Annotated in this window: 20 protein-coding genes; 10 read left to right on the top strand and 10 right to left on the bottom strand. The window is 65.6% G+C overall.

The window, feature by feature from the left end:
* Positions 1–9 precede the first annotated feature (9 nt).
* Positions 10–1,371: an LLM class flavin-dependent oxidoreductase gene (locus N0B28_RS09740; RefSeq protein ID WP_104572613.1), complete on the top strand. Its 1,362-nt coding sequence runs from the start codon at positions 10–12 to the stop codon at positions 1,369–1,371.
* Positions 1,372–1,576: 205 nt separating this feature from the next.
* Entirely contained in the window at positions 1,577–2,611 is a 1,035-nt protein-coding gene (gene ppk2, locus N0B28_RS09735; protein WP_043861121.1) for a polyphosphate kinase 2, read from the top strand.
* Between the two features lie 41 nt (positions 2,612–2,652).
* Here ppk2 and N0B28_RS09730 read toward each other — a convergent pair whose 3' ends face one another.
* The 3 genes from N0B28_RS09730 to N0B28_RS09720 all read right to left on the bottom strand — a co-directional run bounded on the left by N0B28_RS09730 (position 2,653) and on the right by N0B28_RS09720 (position 4,801).
* Entirely contained in the window at positions 2,653–2,838 is a 186-nt protein-coding gene (locus N0B28_RS09730) for a DUF1289 domain-containing protein (RefSeq protein WP_043861122.1), read from the bottom strand.
* Positions 2,839–2,847: 9 nt separating this feature from the next.
* A complete protein-coding gene (locus N0B28_RS09725) occupies positions 2,848–3,594 on the bottom strand; it encodes an SDR family oxidoreductase (protein WP_043861123.1) in 747 nt (248 codons plus the stop codon).
* Between the two features lie 70 nt (positions 3,595–3,664).
* Complete coding sequence (locus tag N0B28_RS09720) at positions 3,665–4,801, bottom strand: sterol desaturase family protein (RefSeq protein ID WP_043861124.1); 1,137 nt, start codon at positions 4,799–4,801, stop codon at positions 3,665–3,667.
* A gap of 268 nt (positions 4,802–5,069) precedes the next feature.
* Here N0B28_RS09720 and N0B28_RS09715 point away from each other — a divergent pair, with 268 nt between their 5' ends.
* Together N0B28_RS09715 and N0B28_RS09710 are read left to right on the top strand one after the other, a co-directional pair.
* Complete coding sequence (locus tag N0B28_RS09715) at positions 5,070–5,501, top strand: DUF411 domain-containing protein (protein ID WP_043861125.1); 432 nt, start codon at positions 5,070–5,072, stop codon at positions 5,499–5,501.
* Positions 5,502–5,511: 10 nt separating this feature from the next.
* Complete coding sequence (locus N0B28_RS09710; RefSeq protein WP_043861126.1) at positions 5,512–5,946, top strand: YqaA family protein; 435 nt, start codon at positions 5,512–5,514, stop codon at positions 5,944–5,946.
* A gap of 6 nt (positions 5,947–5,952) precedes the next feature.
* On the opposite strand, the gene zapE is transcribed toward N0B28_RS09710, so the two are convergent.
* The 3 genes from zapE to N0B28_RS09695 form a co-directional block, all read right to left on the bottom strand.
* Complete coding sequence (zapE, locus tag N0B28_RS09705) at positions 5,953–7,062, bottom strand: cell division protein ZapE (RefSeq protein WP_236176063.1); 1,110 nt, start codon at positions 7,060–7,062, stop codon at positions 5,953–5,955.
* A 104-nt stretch (positions 7,063–7,166) separates the two neighbouring features.
* Positions 7,167–8,315, bottom strand: a complete 1,149-nt coding sequence (locus N0B28_RS09700) for a PQQ-dependent sugar dehydrogenase (RefSeq protein ID WP_043861128.1) — start codon at positions 8,313–8,315, stop codon at positions 7,167–7,169.
* Positions 8,316–8,343: 28 nt separating this feature from the next.
* The gene (locus tag N0B28_RS09695; protein WP_229590274.1) at positions 8,344–8,589 is read right to left on the bottom strand and encodes a hypothetical protein; all 246 of its coding nucleotides are present in this window, start codon (positions 8,587–8,589) and stop codon (positions 8,344–8,346) included.
* Positions 8,590–8,824: 235 nt separating this feature from the next.
* On the opposite strand from N0B28_RS09695, the gene N0B28_RS09690 reads away from it, so the two are divergent.
* Positions 8,825–9,313, top strand: coding sequence for an LEA type 2 family protein (locus N0B28_RS09690; RefSeq protein ID WP_123753239.1), 489 nt, complete (start codon positions 8,825–8,827; stop codon positions 9,311–9,313).
* 13 nt (positions 9,314–9,326) lie between these two features.
* On the opposite strand, the gene N0B28_RS09685 is transcribed toward N0B28_RS09690, so the two are convergent.
* On the bottom strand, positions 9,327–9,581 hold the full coding sequence (locus N0B28_RS09685) for a hypothetical protein (protein ID WP_043861131.1): 255 nt from the start codon (positions 9,579–9,581) through the stop codon (positions 9,327–9,329).
* A 130-nt stretch (positions 9,582–9,711) separates the two neighbouring features.
* On the opposite strand from N0B28_RS09685, the gene N0B28_RS09680 reads away from it, so the two are divergent.
* Positions 9,712–10,032, top strand: coding sequence for a DUF883 family protein (locus tag N0B28_RS09680; protein ID WP_043861132.1), 321 nt, complete (start codon positions 9,712–9,714; stop codon positions 10,030–10,032).
* 75 nt (positions 10,033–10,107) lie between these two features.
* Here the strand turns inward: N0B28_RS09680 and N0B28_RS09675 are convergent, their stop codons facing one another.
* Together N0B28_RS09675 and N0B28_RS09670 are read right to left on the bottom strand one after the other, a co-directional pair.
* Entirely contained in the window at positions 10,108–10,734 is a 627-nt protein-coding gene (locus N0B28_RS09675) for a response regulator (protein ID WP_088514900.1), read from the bottom strand.
* A gap of 14 nt (positions 10,735–10,748) precedes the next feature.
* The gene (locus N0B28_RS09670; RefSeq protein WP_275731599.1) at positions 10,749–12,548 is read right to left on the bottom strand and encodes a PAS domain S-box protein; all 1,800 of its coding nucleotides are present in this window, start codon (positions 12,546–12,548) and stop codon (positions 10,749–10,751) included.
* 198 nt (positions 12,549–12,746) lie between these two features.
* On the opposite strand from N0B28_RS09670, the gene N0B28_RS09665 reads away from it, so the two are divergent.
* From N0B28_RS09665 to N0B28_RS09655, 3 genes are all read left to right on the top strand, one after another.
* Positions 12,747–14,369, top strand: coding sequence for an acyl-CoA synthetase (locus N0B28_RS09665; RefSeq protein ID WP_088514884.1), 1,623 nt, complete (start codon positions 12,747–12,749; stop codon positions 14,367–14,369).
* A 29-nt stretch (positions 14,370–14,398) separates the two neighbouring features.
* The gene (locus N0B28_RS09660; RefSeq protein ID WP_058540428.1) at positions 14,399–16,168 is read left to right on the top strand and encodes an acyl-CoA dehydrogenase C-terminal domain-containing protein; all 1,770 of its coding nucleotides are present in this window, start codon (positions 14,399–14,401) and stop codon (positions 16,166–16,168) included.
* Between the two features lie 156 nt (positions 16,169–16,324).
* The gene (locus N0B28_RS09655) at positions 16,325–17,329 is read left to right on the top strand and encodes a FecR family protein (protein ID WP_043861136.1); all 1,005 of its coding nucleotides are present in this window, start codon (positions 16,325–16,327) and stop codon (positions 17,327–17,329) included.
* 30 nt (positions 17,330–17,359) lie between these two features.
* Here N0B28_RS09655 and N0B28_RS09650 read toward each other — a convergent pair whose 3' ends face one another.
* Positions 17,360–18,679 carry a Na+/H+ antiporter NhaC family protein gene (locus N0B28_RS09650; RefSeq protein ID WP_054916515.1) on the bottom strand — a complete coding sequence of 440 codons (1,320 nt, stop codon included), beginning with the start codon at positions 18,677–18,679 and terminating at the stop codon, positions 17,360–17,362.
* Between the two features lie 265 nt (positions 18,680–18,944).
* Between N0B28_RS09650 and N0B28_RS09645 the strand changes: the two genes are divergently transcribed.
* Positions 18,945–21,092 (top strand): methyl-accepting chemotaxis protein, encoded by a 2,148-nt coding sequence (locus N0B28_RS09645; RefSeq protein ID WP_275731596.1) that lies wholly within the window; start codon positions 18,945–18,947, stop codon positions 21,090–21,092.
* Positions 21,093–21,095: the final 3 nt, after the last annotated feature.

Below are 21,095 nucleotides of genomic sequence, written 5' to 3'. Positions count from 1 at the left end.
GATTCGAGCATGTCCAAGCCCATCCGTTTCAACGCCTTCAGCATGAACGCCGCCACGCACCAGTCGCCGGGGCTATGGCGCCACCCACGCAACACCAGCAGCGATTTCAATCGCCTGAGCTACTGGACCGGGCTGGCCAGGCTGCTGGAGCGCGGACGTTTCGACGCGCTGTTCATCGCGGATGTGCTGGGCGTGTACGACGTGTACCAGGGCAGCCACGACGCAGCCCTGCGCGGCGGCGTGCAGGTACCGGTGAACGATCCGTTGCTGATCGTGCCGGCCATGGCCGGGGTCACCGAGCACCTGGGCTTCGGCATCACCTTCAGCCTCACCTATGAGCACCCGTACCCGTTCGCCCGGCGCATGTCGACCCTCGATCACCTGAGCGACGGGCGGGTGGGCTGGAACATCGTCACCGGCTACCTGGACAGCGCCGCGCGCAACCTGGGGCTGGCCCGGCAGCTGGCCCACGACGAGCGTTACGAGCTGGCCGAGGAGTACCTGCAGGTGCTCTACAAGCTGTGGGAGAAGAGCTGGGACGACGATGCGGTGGTCCGCGACCGGGCCCGCGGGGTGTTCGTGGAGCCTGCGCGGGTGCACCCGATCGGGCATGCCGGTGCGCACTTCCAGGTGCCTGGCGTGCACCTGAGCGAACCATCGCCCCAGCGCACCCCGGTGCTGTTCCAGGCCGGCGCCTCGGCACGCGGGCAGCGCTTTGCCGCTACCCATGCCGAATGCGTGTTCATCAGCGGCCCGACCCAGACGGTACTGCGCAGCTATGTGGACGGCATTCGCCAGGCCACGCGTGAGGCCGGGCGCCAGGAAGGCGAGGTGCTGATATACGCGCAGGCGCTGCTGATCGTGGGTGACACGCGCGAAGCGGCCCAGGCCAGGCTGGACGAGTACCGCCAGTACGTGGATATCGAGGCGGCGCTGGCCTTGCTGTCGGGCTGGACCGGCATCGATTTTTCCAACCTGGAGCCGGATGCGCTGATCGAGTACATCGAGAACGATGCCGGGCGCACGGCGCTGGCCGCCTTTACCAGGTCGGACCCGAACCGGCGCTGGACCGTGCGCGAGGCGGCGGAGTTCGTCAGCCTGGGCGGGCGTGGCCCGGTGCTGCTGGGGTCGCCGGTGGAGATTGCCGACCAGCTGGAGCAATGGCTGGATGCCACCGGCATCGACGGCTTCAACCTCACCTACGCGGTGGTGCCGGATGACCTGCAGGCGGTGGTCGACACGGTGGTGCCGGAACTGCAGCGGCGCGGGCGCTATCGCACCGAGTATGAGGCGGGCACCTTGCGCCACAAGCTGTTCGGGCGTGGGGACCGGTTGCCGGCCGAGCATGCGGGGCGGTTGGTGCAGATCTGAGACCGTGCCGTCTGCAATCGCGGGTCAAGCCCGCTCCCACAGGTTCGACGGTTTCTGTGGGAGCGGGCTTGACCCGCGATTGCAGCACCACCGTTACCGCGTGATATATGGCCACTTGCCTCCACGCTATTGACCAGGATCAACAGATCGCAAAATCACACTCCTACACTAGATAGAGGAAATCAGAACGCAAAACAGGCCCACCATGAGCGAAGAATCCACCGTACACCCCCTGCCCCTGCCATCCGCCTCGTCCAACGACAGCAGTTCGCCGGCCACGCCCAAAGCGGCCGTCACTCGTTCGCGCCGCCCACGCGCCCCGCGCAAGCCTGCTCAGGTGATCCCTGCCGAAATCGAAATCAGTGCCATCAGCCACGAGCCTGCCGCGCTGCAGGTCGCCAGTGCGCCGCGTCGCGGCTCCAACGAAGACAGCGTGTCTGCCGCCCTGCCCGCCAATTACCCCTACCGCAACCGCATGCGCCGCGCCGAGTACGAAAAGGCCAAGCATGAGCTGCAGATAGAGCTGCTGAAGGTACAGAACTGGGTAAAAGCCACCGGCCAGCGCATCGTGGTGCTGTTCGAAGGCCGCGATGCCGCCGGCAAGGGCGGCACCATCAAGCGCTTCATGGAGCACCTGAACCCGCGTGGCGCACGTATCGTGGCCCTGGAAAAACCTTCCGACCAGGAGAAGGGCCAGTGGTACTTCCAGCGCTACATCCAGCACCTGCCCACCGCCGGTGAAATGGTCTTCTTCGACCGCTCCTGGTACAACCGCGCCGGCGTCGAGCGGGTGATGGACTTCTGCACGCCGATGCAGTACCTGGAGTTCATGCGTCAGACCCCGGAGCTGGAACGCATGCTGTGCAACAGCGGCATCCTGCTGTTCAAGTTCTGGTTCTCGGTGAACCGCGAAGAGCAACTGCGCCGGTTCATCTCGCGCCGTGACGACCCGCTCAAGCACTGGAAGCTCTCGCCCATCGACATCAAGTCGCTGGACAAGTGGGACGAGTACACCGCCGCCAAGGAGGCGATGTACTTCCACACCGATACTGCCGATGCACCGTGGACCGTGATCAAGTCGGACGACAAGAAGCGCGCGCGCCTGAACTGCATCCGCCACTTCCTGCACACGCTGGACTACCCCGACAAGGACCCGAAAGTCGCGCACCAGCCCGACCCGTTGCTGGTCGGCCGCGCCTCGCGCGGGCTGGAGGAAGAGGACCTGGTCAACACCCACTGACCACCGCTGGGCGCGCGTCAGGATGGCGCGCTACCTGCGGCCTAGCGCTTGTTTTTCTTCTTCAGGGCCTTCAGGCGCTTGGCCGCCCGCTCCACCGTGGCCATTTTCTCGGGCCGCTTCATGCGCTTCCACTGCTTGATCTCGTCCTTGCTGCGCCCGCAGCTCACGCACAGCTCGCCGCTGAGCTTGCACGCCGAGATGCACGGGTTGTCGATATCCTTGGCCATGCTGCGCGCTCAGCGCCCACCGCCCAGGTCGATGAAGCTGCCGGTGGTGTAGGAGGCCTTGTCCGACAGCAGCCACAGGATCGCTTCGGCCACTTCGGCCGCCTGCCCGCCACGGCCCATGGGGATGCCCGGTTCCAGCTTGCGGACCCGCTCGGCATCGCCGCTGAGGGCATGGAAGTCGGTGAAGATGTAGCCCGGCCGTACGCCATTGACACGCACGCCCTCGCCCGCCACTTCCTTGGCCAGGCCCAGGGTGAAGGTGTCCAGCGCGCCCTTGGAGGCGGCGTAGTCGACATACTCGTTGGGCGAACCCAACCGCGCGGCCACCGATGACACGTTGACGATGGCACCGCCCGGCCCGCCATGGCGGGTCGACATGCGTTGCAGCGCATGCCTGGCGCACAGCATCGGCCCCACCACGTTGGTTTTCATCAGCTTGAGCAGGCGAAACTCGGACATCTCTTCCACCCGGCTCTGGTGGCCGATGGTGCCGGCGTTGTTGACCAGCGCCGTGACCCGGCCCAGTTCCTTGTCGACACGCTGGAACAGCTGGATGATTTCATCCTCGACGCTGACATCGGCGCGCACCGTGATCGCCTCGGCACCCAGCGCGCGCACCTGCTCCAGCACGCGATGGGCCGAGGCGTCATCGGCAAGGTAGTTGATGCAGATGCGGTAGCCGGCCCGCGCAGCGGCCAGCGCAGTGGCCGCGCCAATGCCGCGACCGGCGCCGGTAATGATGATCACGTTGTCCATGGATACTCCTGGCCCCAATGCCGTTCACCCGGCAAGGCTAACGCAGCATGGGGCAGCGGGCAAAGGGCTATCAGGCCTTGGGCTCGGGCTTTTGCAGCGGGTACAGGTGCTGGCGCACGATGCCTTCGGGCAGGTCCTTGCCGAACACGCCGTAGCGGGTCGGCCATTCCTTGCGCGGCAACTTGAAGGTGCCGAACAGCATGTCGACCAGGGGCAGGTGGATCGCGTAGTTCTTGTAGATGTAGTCCTTGTGCCGGGCATGGTGCCAGTGGTGGTAGCGCGGCATCACCAGCACGTAGTTCAGCCAGCCGCCGTCGATTCGCACGTTGGCATGCGCCAGCACCGCCTGCACACCCACCAGGATCACGTAGGCATTCATCGCCTGCGGCGAGAAGCCCAGCAGGATCAGCGGTACCAGCACGCCGGTGCGGGTCAGCAGGATTTCGGCGAAATGGATGCGCGAGCCGGCCAGCCAGTCCATCGCGGTGCTGGAATGGTGCACCGCATGGAAGCGCCACATCCACGGCACCACGTGGTACAGGCGGTGCAGCCAGTACTGCCCCAGGTCGGCGACGAACACCGCCAGCACGAACTGCACCACGATCGGCAGGCTCTGCACCTTGGCCTGCAGCGTTTCGGACACCACCCAGCCGGCCAGCCAGGTGGACGAGGCGGTGACGAAGATCAGGATGAACTGCACCAGCATGTGGCTGACGAAGAAGTAGCTCAGGTCGGTACGCCATTGCGGACGCAGGATGTTCTGCTGCGGGTCCTTGGCGTAGAGCTTTTCCAGCGGGATGAAGATGATCGCCGAAACCAGCAGCGCCAGCACGAACCAGTCAAGGCCAAGGGAATACGGGGTTTGACCGATGGTTTCGGTCTGAATGTTGGTGCCGCCCAGAAACACGGCCAGGCCCGCCGCGCTGATGCCGGTGAAGCCCAGGCGCTTGCGCCGGTTGAGCAGGATGTTGAGGGTGCCCAGGCTGAACGCCAGCACCAGCCCGGCCAGCAGCAGGGTGCGGGCGAACTGCTCGCTGTAGACCTTGCGGAACTCGCCGAAGGTCAGCCACTGCGGGAACAGAAAGCACAGCACCGCCAGCAGGCTGAGCAAGCCGAGCATGGCCGACAGGTAGCCGCTGATACGCCCTTCACCGAACCGGAACGGCTCGTGCCCGTGACGCTTGAAGTAGGCCTTGAGTGCCTGCATGGGTCATGTTTCCTTGATTGACTGTGGTACTCCATCACCGATGGTCGCCCTGACCAGGCACGACGCCATCGTTTGGGGTTAGAGGAGCGAGTGCTCCCACAGGTCACGCAGGCAGTGTCCTACCTTACAAATCTGTAATGCAGCGCTCAGTCTGGCGACAGCTTCACCCGGCTATGCTCCAGCCATGAGCCCGGTTACCCTGTTGCACTGACCGACCACCGATCATTCGAGACGCGGGTTGCCCTGACGGCGGCCCCGGAGATCCACGATGCTGAAAAAGAATTTCGTTGCCTTCGGCCTGCTGGCCATGAGTGCGCTGGCCCAGGCCGGCCAGACCATCGATGTGTACCGCGACCCCAACTGCGGTTGCTGCAAGGAATGGATCAGCCACCTGCGCGACAACGGCTTTAGCGTGAATGACCATGTGGAGCCGAACATGAGTGCAGTCAAGCAGCGCCTGGGCGTGGCGCCGCGCCTGGCGTCGTGCCACACCGGGGTGATCGACGGCAAGTTCGTCGAGGGCCATGTGCCGGCCGAGCAGATCCAGCTGCTGGCCAAGCGTCCCGACCTGCGCGGCCTGGCCGTGCCGGGCATGCCGATGGGCTCGCCAGGCATGGAAATGGGCGATCACAAGGATGCCTACCAGGTCATCGGCCTGACCCGCGACGGCACCGACGAAGTGGTCGCCAACTACCCGTGAGCACGGCGCCATGCTGAGCGGCTGGGGGCTGTTCCTCAGCGCCTTTGGCGCCGCCACCCTGCTGCCGTTGCAGTCCGAGGCGGTATTGGTCGGGCTGCTGCTGCACGAACCTGATGCCTGGTTGCTGCTGCTGGCGATTGCCACCGCCGGCAATGTACTGGGCTCGGTGGTCAACTGGCTGCTGGGCCGGGGTATCGAGCACTTGCGCGACAAGCGCTGGTTTCCGTTCAGCCAGGCCCAGCTGGACAGGGCCCAGCAGCGCTACCAGCGCTATGGCCAGTGGTCGCTGCTGTTGAGCTGGATGCCGGTGATCGGCGACCCGCTGACGCTGATCGCCGGGATCATGCGCGAGCCATTCTGGCGTTTCATGCTGCTGGTGACCGTGGCCAAGGCCGGGCGTTACCTGGTGCTGGTGCTGCTGACCCTGGGCTGGGTGCACAGCTGAGCGGCTTCAGCAGAAGCGTTGCAGTTGCATCTCGCGCAGCCGGCTGAGGGTGCGACGGAATGGGAACTCCAGGTAGCCTTCGGTATACAGCGCCTCGAGTGCCACCTCGGCCTCCACGTACAGCGCCACGCGGCGGTCATAGCATTCATCGACCAGCGCGATGAAGCGCCGCACGCTGTCGTCGTGAATCGACAGCTGCGGCAGTTCACGATCCCCCGCCACTACCCGCTCGGCGCCGTCCTCGGTGCCGCGGGCGATTCTGCCCGGTCGTTGCCGGGCCCCGAGTGCAGGCACCTCGCCCAGCAGAATGACCTTGAAGCGATCACACAGGGCCATGAAGTCCATGGCGGCCAGGGGCTGCTCGCACAGTTCGTTGTAAGTGCACCACACCGCCGAGGTGCTGCGTCGCACCACCTTGACCGTGCGGTAGCCCAGGCTCAGGTCCTCGCAGGTGACCGGTTCACCCGCGCTCGACTGCTCGAACACCCGGGCCAGCGCGCTGGGCTGGCCCGGCTGGCGCACCCAGTAGCGTTGCAGTTCGGCACCGGGATGCAGGCGATGGTCCTGGCCGCCGTCCACCGCCACCACGTGCATGTGCCGCTCGATGGCGGCAATCGCCGGCACGAAGCGTTCGCGATTGAAACCGTCGGCGTAAAGCTGCGCCGGCGGCTGGTTGGAGGTGGCGACGATGACCACGCCGCTGTCGAACAGCACCTGGAACAGGCGACCGAGAATGATGGCGTCACCGATGTCGTTGACGAACAGTTCGTCGAAGCACAGCACGCGGATCTCTTCGGCCAGGCCGTGGGCAAGGGCCTGCAAGGGGTCGGCGGTGCCGTTGAGCTGGAACAGGCGCTGATGCACCCAGCGCATGAAGTGGTGAAAGTGCTGGCGGCGGGCGGGCACCTGCAGGCAGCGGTGGAACTGGTCCATGAGCCAGGTCTTGCCGCGCCCGACCGGGCCCCACAGGTATACCCCACGCGCCACCTCGCCGCGCTCAAGAGCCTCGAAGCAGGCTTGAAGGCAGTCGACGGCATGCTGCTGCGCAGCGTCGGGGACAAAGCCATTGAGCTCGATGGATTGCTGGTACAACGACAGCGGGGTGAGGCTGGACATGCCGGGGGCCTGTGCGGAAAAAGGCCAAGGGTAGCATCAGTGAGGTTTGCGGGGCGTGCTTCGCCTGCAGCAGCCGGCCTTGCCGGCGAAGCACGCGCCACCGCTTACTGCGTCAGGCCCACCTTCAGCAGCGCACCGTCACTCTCGTCGGTCAGCACATAGAGAAAGCCGTCCGGCCCCACCCGCACATCGCGAATACGCGCATTCAACTGCCCCAGCAGGCGCTCTTCATGCACCACCTTGTCGCCATCCAGTTGCAGGCGGATCAGCTCCTGGGCGGCCAGCGCGCCGATGAACAGGTTGTGGTCCCAGGCCTTGAAACGCGGGTTGTCGTAGAACGCCATGCCGCTGATGGCCGGGGACTTCTCCCACACGTGCAGCGGGTCCACCGCGCCCTCGACGCGCTTGCCCTTGGCCTCGGGTATCGGCAGCAGCGAGTAGTTGATGCCGTGCGTCGCCAGGGGCCAGCCGTAGTTCTTGCCCGGCTTGGGAATGTTGATCTCGTCGCCGCCGCGAGGCCCGTGCTCGTTGGTCCACAGTTCGCCTGTCCACGGGTTCAATGCCGCGCCCTGCTGGTTGCGATGGCCATACGACCAGATCTCGGGGCGCACGTTGCTCTGGCCGACAAAGGGGTTGTCCTTGGGCACCTGGCCGTCGGGCAGGATGCGCACCACCTTGCCCTGCAGCTTGTCCAGGTCCTGCGCGGTGGGCCGCTGGTTGTTCTCGCCCAGGGCGATGAACAGGTAGCCGTCGCGGTCGAACACCAGCCGCGAACCGAAGTGGTTGCCGCTGGACAGCTTGGGCTGCTGGCGGAAGATCACGTTGAAGTCGTCCAGGCGCAGGTTGTCGCTCGACAGGCGGCCGCGCCCCACGGTAGTACCGGCCGTGTCGCCATCACCCCCGCCTTCGGCATACGAGAGGTAGACCATGCGGTCCTGCTCGAACTGCGGCGACAGCGCCACGTCGAGCAACCCGCCCTGCCCCTTGGCCCACACCTGCGGCACGCCGCTCAACGGCGAACCGACCTTGCCGTCGGCACTGATGATGCGCAGGTTGCCCTGGCGCTCGGTCACCAGCATGCCCTGCCCGTCGGGCAGGAACGCCAGCGCCCAGGGGTTCTTCAGCCCCTCGGCCAGGGTACTGACGGTGAGCTGGCCTTCTTCGCTGGGGAAGGTGCGCTCAGGGGCGGCGGTGGCGGTCAGCGGCAACAGCGCCGCAGCGCAGAGGGAGAGTAGCCAGGTACGTGAAGACATGCAGGGTTCCTTGCAGTGGGCCAAGCGATCAGGGCGTACGCGTCGATTCGCGCGGCGGGCGGGAGGGGTCCAGGCGCGGCGGTACCTGTTCACGGCGCAGGTTCTGGCCGTTGCCGATGCCGCCATTGTCGAGGGTGGGTGGGCGCGGCAGCGGCTGGGTGGAAGGCCCGCGCGGCGGTGGCGTGGAACGCACGGTGCCCTGCTGGGAATTGGGGTTGGCGCGGCGCACCGGGTCGTTGTAGGGATTGCCCGCGTCGGCGGCCTGAACAGGCATGCCCAGTATCAGGCTCAGTGCTGCGCCGGTCAGTGCCGGCAACCATCGGTTCATCGCGTTCATCTCCTGCACAACGTCAGTGGCCCCAGGCGTTGGATAGCCTACGGCGCGAGAGGTTCGCGACGAAACCCGTTGCCGGGCCAGAGATGATTCAGATTGTTACGCTGCTTGCGCCACTTTCAACCGCGCCGGGCATTTGCCACACTGCAGAGACATTTGTCCGGAGCCAAGCCCCATGCCCTGTTTCCTGCGTCATACCCTGCGTGCCGGCCTGGGCCTGCTGCTGGCCCTGAGCCTGAGCGCCTGCGCGTTGCTGCAGGGGCGCGACCCGTTGACCATCAGCGTGATCGGCATCGAGCCGCTGCCCGGCCAGGACCTGGAAATGCGCATGGCGGTGAAACTGCGGGTGCAGAACCCCAATGAAACGCCCATCGACTACAACGGCGTGGCGCTCAACCTGGAGGTCAATGGCCAGCCGCTGGCAACCGGGGTCAGCGATCAGCACGGCAGCATCGGGCGCTATGACGAAGCGGTACTGAGCATTCCGGTGAGCATCACCGCCTTCTCGATGCTGCGCCAGGCCGTGGGCCTGAGCCGGGTGAGCAACCTGGATGGCATGCCCTATGTGCTGCGCGGCAAGCTGGCCGGGGGCGCCTTCGGCACGATGCGCTTCACCGACAGCGGGCGGCTGGCGCTGCCCAAGCCCACCGATACGGCGTGGTAGCGCTGGGGGTCGGCTACTTGGCAGCCGCCATCAGCTTGTTGACTTCGCTGCGCACCATGTTGGCGAACTCCGGCGGCGACATGCCGTCGAGCTCGGCGCGCACCCACTCGGCCCATTTGCCCTTGCGCCGCGGCTTCTCGCTGATCAGCCGCGCGGCTTCGGCCTTGGCCTTGCCCAGGTTCGATTGCCAGAGCTCGAACAGTCGCGACTTCTCGTCCTCGATCTGTGCCCGCTCGGCGAAGCTCATGTTGGCCAGATTGAAACTCATGGTGATTCCTGCCACTTGAAAATGGGGGTTATCTTACACTGTAGCCACCGAGCGCCGCCAAGGCGCTGCAACTTTCGGCGCGCTCAGGCATCCATTGATACAGTGACCATCATTCAACGAGGAAGCGTACATGGCCAGGAAAAGCACCCTTAAAGCCGATGCCGAACAAATCAAGGACCAGGCCTTCAGCGAGCTGCAGGCGCTGATCGAAGAGTCTGACAAGCTGCTCAAGGACAGCTCCACCCTGGTGGGCGAAGAAGCCGAGACCCTGCGCGCACAGGTGGGCCTCAAGCTCAAGCAGGCCCTGGATGCGGTGGGCGGCGTGCGTGAAAAGGCCAAGCCGGCGGTGGATGCCACCGAGGATTACATTGGCGGCCACCCGTGGCAGACCGTGGCGATTTCGGCCGGCTTCGGGCTGGTGGTCGGGCTGTTGCTGGGACGTCGCTCCTGACACCCAATCGCGGGTCAAGCCCGCTCCCACAGGCTTGCACTGTACCTGTGGGAGCGGGCTTGCCCCGCGATGCATTCAACGCAGTTTCAAGGGGTCCACCACCCCACACGCAATCGCCATCCCCACCAGGTCCGGCAGGTGTTCGGCCTGCATGCGCTTCATCACCCGCGAACGGTACAGGTCCACGGTCTTCACGCTGACCTGCAACTGCTCGGCAATCTCCCGATTGGTATAGCCCTGCACCAGGGGCACGAACACGTCGCGCTCACGCGGGGTGAGGCTGTCGATGCGCCCCTGCACTTCATCGCGCTGGCGACTGCTGACCTGAACCCGTGACGAGCGCCCCAGGGCATCCTGCACGCTGTCGAGCAACAACTGGTCGTTGTAGGGCTTCTCGATGAAATCGATGGCCCCGGCCTTGAAGGCGCGTACCACGATCGGCACATCGGCATGCCCGCTGACAAAGATCACCGGCACCTGCACGCCCCGGGCGCGCAAGGCTTCCTGCACGCTCAGCCCACCCATGCCGGGCATGCGCACATCCAGCAGCACGCACGCCGGCAACGCCGCATCGCAGGCCTCCAGAAAAGCCTGGCCACTGGTGAACGGCAGCGCCTGCAGGCCCACCGACTCCAGCAGCCAGACGGTGGAGTCGAGCATGCCCTGGTCGTCGTCGACCACGTAGACCTTCGGTTCCTGCATGGAAATCCCCTTGTTCATGCACTGGCCACCGGCGCCAGCCGACAGCACAAAATCAATCCGCCGGTATCACCCGGGTGCGCCTGCAAGGTACCGCCGAACCCTTCGACGATACTGCGGCTCATGCTCAAGCCCAGCCCCAGCCCTTCGGGCTTGCTGGTGGTAAACGGGGTGAAGATACCGTCCAGCTGCTCGGCGGCCACCCCGGGGCCCTGGTCGGCCACCTGGATACGCAGCCAACCGGCCTGCTGGTCGGCGCTGATCAGCACGCGCGAAGGCGCCCCGGCATGCTGCTCGCGGTTGGCGTCGATGGCGTTGCGCAACAGGTTGAGCAGGACCTGTTCGAGCAAGACACGGTCGGCGTATACCGGCGGCAGGTTGTACACCATGTGCTGCTCGATGGTCACCTGGGCCTGCGCCGCCTCCCAGGCACACAGGCGCACGGCCTCGCGCGATACATCGGCCACGTTGAGCGCCTGCAAGCGGCGCGGCTCCTTGCGCAGGAACGAGCGCAGGCGCTTGATCACTTCGGCGGCATGGGTGGCCTGCTCGGTGATGCGCTGCAGGCCCTGGGCGACCCGCCCGGCCGCCTGCGGGTCACGCTCCACCGCCAGCAGGTAGCGCTGGCTGGCACTGGCATAGTTGACCACCGCTGCCAGCGGCTGGTTGATCTCGTGGGCGATGCCGGAGGCCAGCTCGCCCAGGGTGACCAGCCGCGCGGTGTGCGCCAGTTCATCCTGGTGCCGGCGCTGCTGGCGTTCACGCAGCTCGCGCTCGGTCATGTCGCGAGCCACCAGCGAGTAGTAGCGCTCGCCACCTGCGGCCCGGTGCGCCAGCAGTACCAGCGACACCGGGAACGGCGCCGAGCCGTTGTAGGGCGCCAGCCGCGCCTCGCATTGCCACACCCCTTCGCGCTCGGCGCAGGCCCAGCCCTCTTCGTCGAGGCGTTGCAGGGCTTCTTCGTCCAGCAGCTCGCGCAGGGGCGGCACGGCCTGCACCTCCAGCAGGCCCAGTGCTCGCCGGGCGGAACGGTTGAGGTAGGTGAGCTGGCCCGCGGGGTCGGTGAACAGCACCAGGTCGGTGTTGGCCTCGACCACCTCGGCCAGGCGCCGGCGGTTTTCCTGGGCTTCGATGCGCACGGTGATGTCACGTGACACGCTGACGATCTCGACCACCGCACCGGTGTAGGTTTCGCGGATGGCGCGGCTGGCGATCTCGAACCACAGGTCGCGGCCATCGCGATGGCGCACGCGGCAGGTCATGGTCTGGTAGCCGTCCTGCTCCAGCGCCTGGGAGGCCTGCAGCAGCGATTGCTGGCGGTCCTGGGGGTGAAACAGCGACTGCACCGCCACCCCGCGCAGCTCTTCCGGCCAGTAGCCCAGCAGGCGATAGGAGGCCGGCGAAGCATCCAGGAAACACCCGTCGGGGGTATGGCGCGAGATCAGGTCGGTGGTGTTTTCGGTGATCAGGCGGTACAACCGACGTGCCTGGCTGGCCTCGCGCTCGGCCAGGCGCTCCACCGTGGCGTCGCGGCAGCGGGCCAGCACCTGCAGGCCGCCCTCCAGCGGGACGAAGGTCCACAACAGGATACGCTGGTGCACCAGGGCCTCGACCTCGGCAATCGCCCGCTGCTGGTGCAGGCAGGCGCTCACCAGCGCCTTGTAGTTGGCGGGCAGCAGGCTGCCCACGGGCGGCTTGGGCCAGGTGTCGAACAACGCCTGCACCGCCGGGTTGGCGGCCACCACCTGGGCGGCGGCATCGAGCAGCACGGTGGGTTGCGGGTCCTTGTCGAGCAAGGCCGAGGGAGGAAAGGTCACTTGGGGCTCCGGCTTTTTATAGTATTTATACCATATTGCTATAGTCTATCTTCCAAGTAATATGGAGAACAGCGTAAAAATGAAACACCGAAGTCGGTCTGCGTACCGCCTTCCAGAAACCTGATCAGAGCTAACAATCAGCCATCGGAGGTTTCAGCCAGCGCCTGATCGCGGCTGCCTCCTGCACAGGAACCGTTCATGTCGATCTTCTCCCAGGGCCTGCAGCCCGCCCCCGTCAACCATGTCGCCCTTTCCCCGCTGAGTTTCATCGAACGCACGGCTGCGGTCTATGGCGATTACCCGGCGGTGATCCATGGTGCCATCCGCCGCAACTGGCAGGAAACCTACCAGCGCTCCCGCCGCCTGGCCAGCGCCCTGGCCGGCCGCGGCATCGGGCTGGGCGATACGGTGGCGGTGATGCTGCCCAACATTCCGGCCATGCTCGAGGCGCATTTCGGTGTGCCGATGATCGGTGCGGTGCTCAACGCCCTGAACGTGCGCCTGGATGCCGAGGCCATCGCGTTCATGCTCGAGCACGGTGAAGCCAAGGTGCTGATCACCGACCGCGAATTCCACAAGGTGATCGAAGCAGCGCTGGGCCTGATGGCCCACCCGCCGCTGGTGATCGATGTGGACGACCCGGAGTACGGCGAGGGCCGCGCCGTCAGCGACCTGGATTACGAAGCCTTCCTGGCCGAGGGCGACCCCGAGTTCGTGTGGCACTGGCCCGAGGACGAGTGGCAGGCGATCTCGTTGAGCTACACCTCCGGCACCACCGGCAACCCCAAGGGGGTGGTCTACCACCACCGCGGCGCCTACCTGAACGCACTGGGCAACCAGATGACCTGGGCCATGGGCAACCACCCGGTGTACCTGTGGACCCTGCCGATGTTCCACTGCAATGGCTGGTGCTACCCGTGGACCGTGACGGCCCTGGCCGGCACCCATGTGTTCCTGCGCCGGGTCGACCCGCAGAAGATCTTGACCCTGATTCGCGAGCACCAGGTCACCCACCTGTGCGGCGCACCGATCGTGCTCAATGCGCTGATCAACATGCCCGACTCGGCCAAGGCCGCCATCGACCACCCCGTGAACGCGATGGTGGCCGGGGCGGCGCCACCCGCCAAGGTGATCGGCGCGGTGGAGGAAATGGGCATCAAGGTGACCCACGTCTACGGCCTGACCGAGGTCTACGGCCCGGTGACGGTGTGTGCCTGGCATGCCGAATGGGACGCGCAGCCGCTGGAGGAGCGGGCCCGCATCAAGTCGCGCCAGGGCGTGCGCTACCCTACCCTCGAGGGGCTCATGGTGGCCGACCCGCAAACGCTTGAACCGGTGGCCCGCGACGGCAACACGCTGGGCGAGATCTTCATGCGCGGCAACACCGTGATGAAGGGCTACCTGAAGAACCCCGAGGCCACCGCCGAAGCCTTCCGAGGCGGCTGGTTCCATACCGGCGACCTGGCAGTGTGGCATGCCGACGGCTATGTGGAGATCAAGGACCGGCTCAAGGACATCATCATTTCCGGAGGCGAGAACATCTCGACCATCGAGGTCGAAGACACGCTGTACCGCCACCCGGCCGTGCTCGAGGCTGCGGTGGTCGCCCGCCCGGATGAAAAATGGGGCGAAACCCCCTGTGCCTACGTCACCCTCAAGGCCGGTTTCGAAGGTACCCGCGAAGCGGACATCATCGCCTTCTGCCGCGAGCATCTGGCCGGCTTCAAGCTGCCCAAGACCGTGGTGTTCAGCGAACTGCCGAAAACCTCCACGGGCAAGATCCAGAAGTACCTGTTGCGCGACTGGGCCAAGGCGCTCTGACCTTTTTTCACCTTTATTCGGAAACCGTTATGCCTGAGTTCAATGCACCGCTGCGCGACATGCGTTTTGTTCTTCACGAAGTGTTCCAGGGCCCGGCCCTGTGGGCACGCCTGCCGGCGCTGGCGGCCAGCGTCGACGCGGATACCGCCGATGCGATACTGGAAGAGGCGGCCAAGATCACCGGCCAGCTGATCGCCCCGCTCAACCGCAGCGGCGATGAGGAAGGCGTGCACTTCGCGCAGGGTCGGGTCACCACTGCGCAGGGGTTCGTGCAGGCCTGGCAGACCTACCGCGAAGGCGGCTGGGTCGGGCTGGCGGGCAACCCCGAGTACGGCGGCCTGGGCATGCCCAAGATGCTCGCGGTGCAGTTCGAGGAGATGCTCTACGCCGCCAACTGCAGCTTCAGCCTGTATTCGGCGCTGAGCGCCGGCTGCTGCCTGGCCATCGACGCGCACGCCAGCGAGGCATTGAAGGCCACCTACCTGCCGGCGCTGTACAGCGGGCAGTGGGCCGGCACCATGTGCCTGACCGAACCGCATGCAGGTACCGACCTGGGGATCATCCGCAGCAAGGCCGAACCCCAGGCCGATGGCAGCTACCGGGTCAGCGGCACCAAGATCTTCATCACCGGCGGCGACCAGGACCTGACCGAGAACATCGTGCACCTGGTGCTGGCCAAGCTGCCCGACGCGCCGGCCGGGCCCAAGGGCATCTCGCTGTTTCTGGTGCCCAAGCGCCTGGTGGGCGAGGACGGCAGCCTGGGTGAAACCAACGCGGTGAGCTGTGGATCGATCGAGCACAAGATGGGCATCAAGGCCTCGGCCACCTGCGTGATGAACTTCGATGGCGCCGTGGGCTACCTGGTGGGCGAACCCAACCGCGGCCTGGCGGCGATGTTCACCATGATGAACTACGAGCGCCTGTCCATCGGCATCCAGGGCATCGGCTGCGCCGAGGCGTCGTACCAGAACGCCGCACGCTACGCCCGGGACCGCCTGCAAAGCCGCGCCGCCACCGGGCCGCTGGCCAGCGACAAGGTGGCCGACCCGATCATCGTGCATGCCGATGTACGGCGCATGCTGCTGAGCATGCGCGCCCTGACCGAAGGCGGCCGGGCGTTCGCCACCTATGTCGGCCTGCAGCTGGATATCGCCAAGTACGCCGAGCAGCCGGAGGAGCGCGAGGCCGCGCAGCGCCTGGTGGCCTTGCTGACACCGGTGGCCAAGGCGTTTTTCACCGACATGGGCCTGGAAAGCTGCGTACTGGGCCAGCAGGTGTTCGGCGGGCATGGCTACATTCGCGAATGGGGCCAGGAACAGCTGGTGCGCGATGTTCGCATCGCGCAGATCTACGAAGGCACCAACGGCATCCAGGCGCTGGACCTGCTGGGGCGCAAGGTGGTGGCCGATGGCGGACAGTCGCTGGCGCTGTTCGCCAACGAGATCCGCAGCTTCTGTGAAACCCGTCCGCCCCTGTGCGAACCGCTGCTGCATGCCCTGGCGCAGCTGGAAAGCGTGAGCCAGTGGGTACGCGAGCAGGCCACCGGTGATGCCAACGCGGTGGGCGCGGCGTCGGTGGAGTACCTGCACCTGTTCGGCTATGTGGCCTACGCCTACATGTGGTCGCGCATGGCGGCCACTGCCCGCGAACGGCGCGAGCAGGAGCCGGCGTTCTACGAGGCCAAGCTGGCCACGGCTACCTTCTACGTCGAGCGCCTGCTGCCCAGGGTACTGTCGTTGCAGGCCAGCATCCGCGCAGGCAGTGCGCCGCTGTACCAGTTGCCAGCCGAGCTGTTCTGAGCCGCGCAACGCTCCAGGCGGGTGCTTAAACGATAAAAACCACGCATTTGCGTGGTTTTTCGTTCAAATATTTCTTACAACTGATAGTCATTCACGATGAACTCGGTTCTCGTTGGCCACCTGCCAAGGGTAGAATGGCCAAAACCGGGAGTATCAATGAACCAAACCAGCCTCAGCGCAGCCGAACTTGATGCCATCACCGATGCCGCTGCGCACTGGTGCATGCGCCTGCATGCTGAGGACTGCAGTGAACAGGAACGTGCCGCCTGCGCGCAATGGCGCGCAGCCGACCCACTGCACGAGCAAGAATTCCAGGCCATGCAGGAGATCTGGCAGACCGCCGACCACCTGCCCCGCCCTGCTGCCCCGGTAATCACCCTGTCAGCCAGGCCCCGCGGGCGCGCCCTGCGTCGGCTGGCCTCGGCTGCGGCCGTGGCGCTGGTGGCGCTGCCGATTGGCGCCTGGGTGGGCTGGGAACAGGGCTGGCTGCCCAACAGCTATGAGCGCGTTGAAAGCGGCAATGCCATCGCCCGCGCGGTGCTGCCGGATGGCAGCGAGGTGGAGTTGAACCTCAACACCACCCTGCGCTACGCCAACTACAAGGACGAACGACGGGTGACGCTGGTCAACGGCGAGGCCTTCTTCAAGGTGCAGCACGATACCCAGCACCCGTTCGTGGTGCGTGCCGGCAAGGGCCAGACCCGGGTGACCGGTACCCAGTTCAACGTGTGGAAGTATCAGGACCAGGTGAAGGTCACCCTGGTGGAAGGTTCGGTGCTGGTCAGCAGCAACAGCAGCGACCCGGACAGCGGCTATCGCCTGGGCCCCGGCATGCAGGCCAGCTACCGTCGCGGCGACTACGAGCCGGCCCTCAGCCAGACCTATGCCCACGACACCAGCCTGGCCTGGCGCGGCGGCAAGCTGATCCTCGACAATCTGCCACTGGACCAGGCCCTGCCGCTGATCAACCGCTACCTGGAAACGCCGTTGCTGCTGGCGGACGCCAGTACCGGCAGCATCCGCATCAGCGGCATCTACAACACCACCGAGGTCAATCGCCTGGTGAGCAACATGCCCAAGGTGCTGCCGGTGTACCTGACGCGCAACAAGAACGGCGATACGGTGCTCAACCGCATCTCGCCGCCCCCGCGAAAAAGCTGAGCCTCGCGCCCAGCTCTGCACCCTGGCGCGCTACAGCACCATCGCCGCTACCCAGCCGAACGCCAGCAACGGCAGGTTGTAATGCAGGAAGGTCGGCACCACCGTGTCCCAGATGTGATGGTGCTGGCCGTCGACGTTCAGGCCCGAGGTCGGGCCCAGGGTCGAGTCCGACGCCGGTGAGCCGGCATCACCCAACGCGCCGGCAGTGCCGACGATGCACACGGTGGCCAGCGGGTCGAAGCCCAGTTGCACGCACAGCGGCACGAAGATCGCCGCCAGGATCGGCACCGTGGAGAACGACGAACCGATACCCATGGTCACCAGCAGGCCCACCAGCAGCATCAGCAGCGCCCCGACCGCCTTGCTGTGGTCGATCCAGCCGGCCGAGGCCTCCACCAGGGTCTTCACTTCGCCGGTGGCCTTCATGACCTCGGCAAAGCCGGACGCGGCGATCATGATGAAGCCGATCATGGCCATCATCTTCATGCCTTCGGTGAACAGGTCATCGGTGTCCTTCCAGCGCACGATGCCCGACAGCGAGAAGATCAGAAAGCCCGCCATCGCACCGATGATCATCGAGTCCAGCCACAGCTGGATGATGAACGCCGCGGCGATCGCACAGCCGGCCACCATCAGCGTCAACGGGTTGTAGCTGACGGCCACCTGCTCGACCTGCTCGATCTTTGCCACGTCGTACACGCGCTTTTTGCGGTAGCTGAAGAACACCGCCAGCAGCAACCCGAACAGCATGCCCGCCGCCGGTATCGCCATGGCCTGGGTCACGTTGACGCCGCTGACGTCCACCCCGCTACGGCTGACGTTGGCCAGCAGGATCTGATTGAGGAAGATGTTGCCGAACCCCACTGGCAGGAACATGTAGGGGGTGATCAGGCCGAAAGTCATCACGCAGGCCACCAGGCGCCGATCGATCTGCAGGCGAGTCAGCACGTACAGCAGCGGCGGCACCAGCAGCGGAATGAAGGCGATATGAATGGGCAGGATGTTCTGCGACGAGATCGCCACCACCAGCAACAGGCCGATCAGCAGCCACTTGATCTTGCCGCCTTCGGCATTGCGCTGACCATGGAACATCGACAGGGCGCGATCGGCCAGCGCATGGGCCAGCCCGGACTTGGCGATGGCCACGGCGAATGCGCCCAGCAGCGCATACGACAATGCCACCGTGGCACCGCCACCCAGGCCGCCGTTGAACGCCTTGAGCGTGCCTTCGATACCCAGGCCGCCCACCAGGCCGCCGGCGAGCGCGCCGATGATGAGGGCGATGACCACGTGCACACGGGCCAGGCTCAATATCAGCATGATGCCGACCGCGGCAATTACTGCATTCATTTCATGACCTCTAGAAACCAGACAAAGCTTGCGCTGCGGCGACAGACTGCGAGCGCAGTGGCCGAACGACAGGTGTTTTAATGGGAGGGCGCACACTCTGAAGCAGCACCCGCCACTTGTCAAAGTACGGGGCTAGACGGCTGCACGCGGGTCGCATGCATGACTGAAAACGACGCATTTCAATTGAACGTTTGAATAAAGAAAAACTGCGCCTGGCCGTTACAGTCGTCAGCCTCAATCTTTTTTTGGATCAAAGGACTTCGTCATGTCGTCGAGACAACTTTCCATCCAGTGGAAAATCACCCTGCTGGCCGGGCTCTGCCTGGCCAGCATCGTTACGCTGCTGGTGGGCCTTTCGCTGTACCGCATGGAGCACAACTCCGAGCTGGTCAAGGCCAGCAGCATGCAGATGCTGACCGAAGCGGCCCAGTCGCGTATCGAGTCCCAGGGCGAAGTCCAGGCCTTGAGCATCCGCCGCCAGTTCATGGATGCCTACCAGTACGGTGCAGGCTTTGCGCGCCAGGTGCTGTTTTTGCGCGAGCAGGCCGAAAAGCGCTTTCTGGACGCCTTCGACCTGCGCGAGGACATGACCCGCCAGGTGCGCGCCGCGCTGCAGGCCAACCCCGACCTGCTGGGGCTGTCGCTGGTGTTCGAGCCCAACGCCCTGGACAACAAGGATGCCCTGTTCGCCAACCAGGCCGAGCTGGGCAGCAACGAGGCCGGCCGCTTTGCCCTGTACTGGTCGCAGCCCACGCCCGGCAAGCTGACCTCGATGGCGCTGCCCGAAAAGGACATGACCGACACCAGCATCGGCCCCAGCGGCGAGCCGGCCAACACCTGGTCGGTGTGCCCGCGTACCACGCGCAAGACCTGCGTGATCGAACCCTACTTCTATGACATCGCCGGTCAGCGGGTGCTGATGACCAGCATCGTGTTCCCGCTGATCGTGGCCGACAAGGTGGTCGCCACCCTGTCGATCGACATCAACCTGAACAGCCTGCAGGCGCTGAGCCAGCAGGCCAGCCAGAACCTGTACCAGGGCCAGACCCGCATCGGCATCATCAGCCCGGTCGGCCTGCTGGCCGGCTACAGCCCGGATGCGGGCAAGCTGGCGCAACGCTTCGACCAGGTCGACAGCACCAGCGGCAAGGAGCTGATAGGCCTGCTGAGCAGCGGCACGCCCCTGCAGAGCCTCCACAAGGACGAGCGCCTGAAGGTGCTGGCATCGTTTGCACCGATTCCGGGGGGCAAGCCCTGGGGCGTGCTGCTGGATGTGCCGCAAAGTGCCCTGACCGGCCCGGCCGAGGCCCTCAAGAACGAGCTCGACCAGCGCAATACCAGTGGCACCCTGATCGAGCTTGGCCTGGGTGTGCTGGCCGCGATCGTGGGGCTGCTGCTGATCTGGGTGATGGCGCGCAGTGTGACCCGCCCCATCCTGGGCGTGGCCGCCATGCTCAAGGACATCGCCAGCGGCGAAGGCGACCTGACCCGCCGCCTGAACTACGACAAGCGCGACGAGCTGGGGGAACTGGCCGGCTGGTTCAACCGCTTCCTCGACAAGCTGCAGCCGATCATCGCCGAGGTCAAACGCTCGGTGCAGGCGGCGCGCGACACTGCCGACCAGTCCTCGGCGATTGCCTCGCAGACCAGCGCCGGCATGGAGCAGCAGTACCGTCAGGTCGACCAGGTGGCCACGGCGTCCCACGAAATGAGCGCCACCGCCCAGGATGTGGCGCGCAGTGCTGCGCAAGCGGCCCAGGCGGCGCGTGACGCCGACCAGGCGACCCGTCAGGGCCTGGCGGTGATCGACCGCACCACCACCAGCATCGATACCCTGGCAGCCGACATGAACACCGCCATGGCCCAGGTCGAAGGGTTGGCCGACAACAGCGAGAAGATCGGTTCGGTACTGGAAGTGATCCGCTCCATCGCCGAGCAGACCAACCTGCTGGCGCTCAATGCCGCCATCGAGGCGGCCCGTGCCGGGGAAGCCGGGCGCGGCTTTGCGGTGGTGGCCGACGAGGTGCGCAACCTGGCCCGACGCACCCAGGAGTCGGTGGAGGAGACCCGTCAGGTGATCGAGCAACTGCAGGCCGGCACCCGCGAGGTGGTGGGCGCCATGGACAGCAGCCACCGCCAGGCCCAGGGTAGCGTCGACCAGGTCGGTCAGGCGGTGACTGCGCTGCGCCAGATCGGCGAGGCCGTCACCGTGATCAGCGACATGAACCTGCAGATTGCCAGTGCCGCCGAAGAGCAGAGCGCGGTGGCCGAGGAAATCAACAACAACGTGGCGACCATTCGCGATGTGACCGAGTCACTCTCGGAGCAGGCCAATGAGTCGGCGCGGGTCAGCCAGTCGCTGAACAGCCTGGCCAACCAGCAGCAGGGGCTGATGGACCAGTTCCGCGTCTGATGG

The sequence above is a fragment of the Pseudomonas sp. SD17-1 genome (assembly GCF_029201585.1).
Classification (GTDB): domain Bacteria; phylum Pseudomonadota; class Gammaproteobacteria; order Pseudomonadales; family Pseudomonadaceae; genus Aquipseudomonas; species Aquipseudomonas palmensis.
This window is presented reverse-complemented; position numbering and strand designations above follow the sequence as displayed.

What these genes read in the sequence shown, in the direction of transcription:
- N0B28_RS09685 (WP_043861131.1), bottom strand. Translation starts at nt 9,581, where the DNA reads ATGAGTTTCAATCTGGCCAACATGAGCTTCGCCGAGCGGGCACAGATC.
- zapE (WP_236176063.1), bottom strand. Translation starts at nt 7,062, where the DNA reads ATGTCCAGCCTCACCCCGCTGTCGTTGTACCAGCAATCCATCGAGCTC.
- N0B28_RS09675 (WP_088514900.1), bottom strand. Translation starts at nt 10,734, where the DNA reads ATGCAGGAACCGAAGGTCTACGTGGTCGACGACGACCAGGGCATGCTC.
- N0B28_RS09715 (WP_043861125.1), top strand. Translation starts at nt 5,070, where the DNA reads ATGCTGAAAAAGAATTTCGTTGCCTTCGGCCTGCTGGCCATGAGTGCG.
- N0B28_RS09730 (WP_043861122.1), bottom strand. Translation starts at nt 2,838, where the DNA reads ATGGCCAAGGATATCGACAACCCGTGCATCTCGGCGTGCAAGCTCAGC.
- N0B28_RS09665 (WP_088514884.1), top strand. Translation starts at nt 12,747, where the DNA reads ATGTCGATCTTCTCCCAGGGCCTGCAGCCCGCCCCCGTCAACCATGTC.
- N0B28_RS09680 (WP_043861132.1), top strand. Translation starts at nt 9,712, where the DNA reads ATGGCCAGGAAAAGCACCCTTAAAGCCGATGCCGAACAAATCAAGGAC.
- N0B28_RS09720 (WP_043861124.1), bottom strand. Translation starts at nt 4,801, where the DNA reads ATGCAGGCACTCAAGGCCTACTTCAAGCGTCACGGGCACGAGCCGTTC.
- N0B28_RS09740 (WP_104572613.1), top strand. Translation starts at nt 10, where the DNA reads ATGTCCAAGCCCATCCGTTTCAACGCCTTCAGCATGAACGCCGCCACG.
- N0B28_RS09710 (WP_043861126.1), top strand. Translation starts at nt 5,512, where the DNA reads ATGCTGAGCGGCTGGGGGCTGTTCCTCAGCGCCTTTGGCGCCGCCACC.
- N0B28_RS09645 (WP_275731596.1), top strand. Translation starts at nt 18,945, where the DNA reads ATGTCGTCGAGACAACTTTCCATCCAGTGGAAAATCACCCTGCTGGCC.
- N0B28_RS09700 (WP_043861128.1), bottom strand. Translation starts at nt 8,315, where the DNA reads ATGTCTTCACGTACCTGGCTACTCTCCCTCTGCGCTGCGGCGCTGTTG.
- ppk2 (WP_043861121.1), top strand. Translation starts at nt 1,577, where the DNA reads ATGAGCGAAGAATCCACCGTACACCCCCTGCCCCTGCCATCCGCCTCG.
- N0B28_RS09725 (WP_043861123.1), bottom strand. Translation starts at nt 3,594, where the DNA reads ATGGACAACGTGATCATCATTACCGGCGCCGGTCGCGGCATTGGCGCG.
- N0B28_RS09660 (WP_058540428.1), top strand. Translation starts at nt 14,399, where the DNA reads ATGCCTGAGTTCAATGCACCGCTGCGCGACATGCGTTTTGTTCTTCAC.
- N0B28_RS09650 (WP_054916515.1), bottom strand. Translation starts at nt 18,679, where the DNA reads ATGAATGCAGTAATTGCCGCGGTCGGCATCATGCTGATATTGAGCCTG.
- N0B28_RS09695 (WP_229590274.1), bottom strand. Translation starts at nt 8,589, where the DNA reads ATGCCTGTTCAGGCCGCCGACGCGGGCAATCCCTACAACGACCCGGTG.
- N0B28_RS09690 (WP_123753239.1), top strand. Translation starts at nt 8,825, where the DNA reads ATGCCCTGTTTCCTGCGTCATACCCTGCGTGCCGGCCTGGGCCTGCTG.
- N0B28_RS09655 (WP_043861136.1), top strand. Translation starts at nt 16,325, where the DNA reads ATGAACCAAACCAGCCTCAGCGCAGCCGAACTTGATGCCATCACCGAT.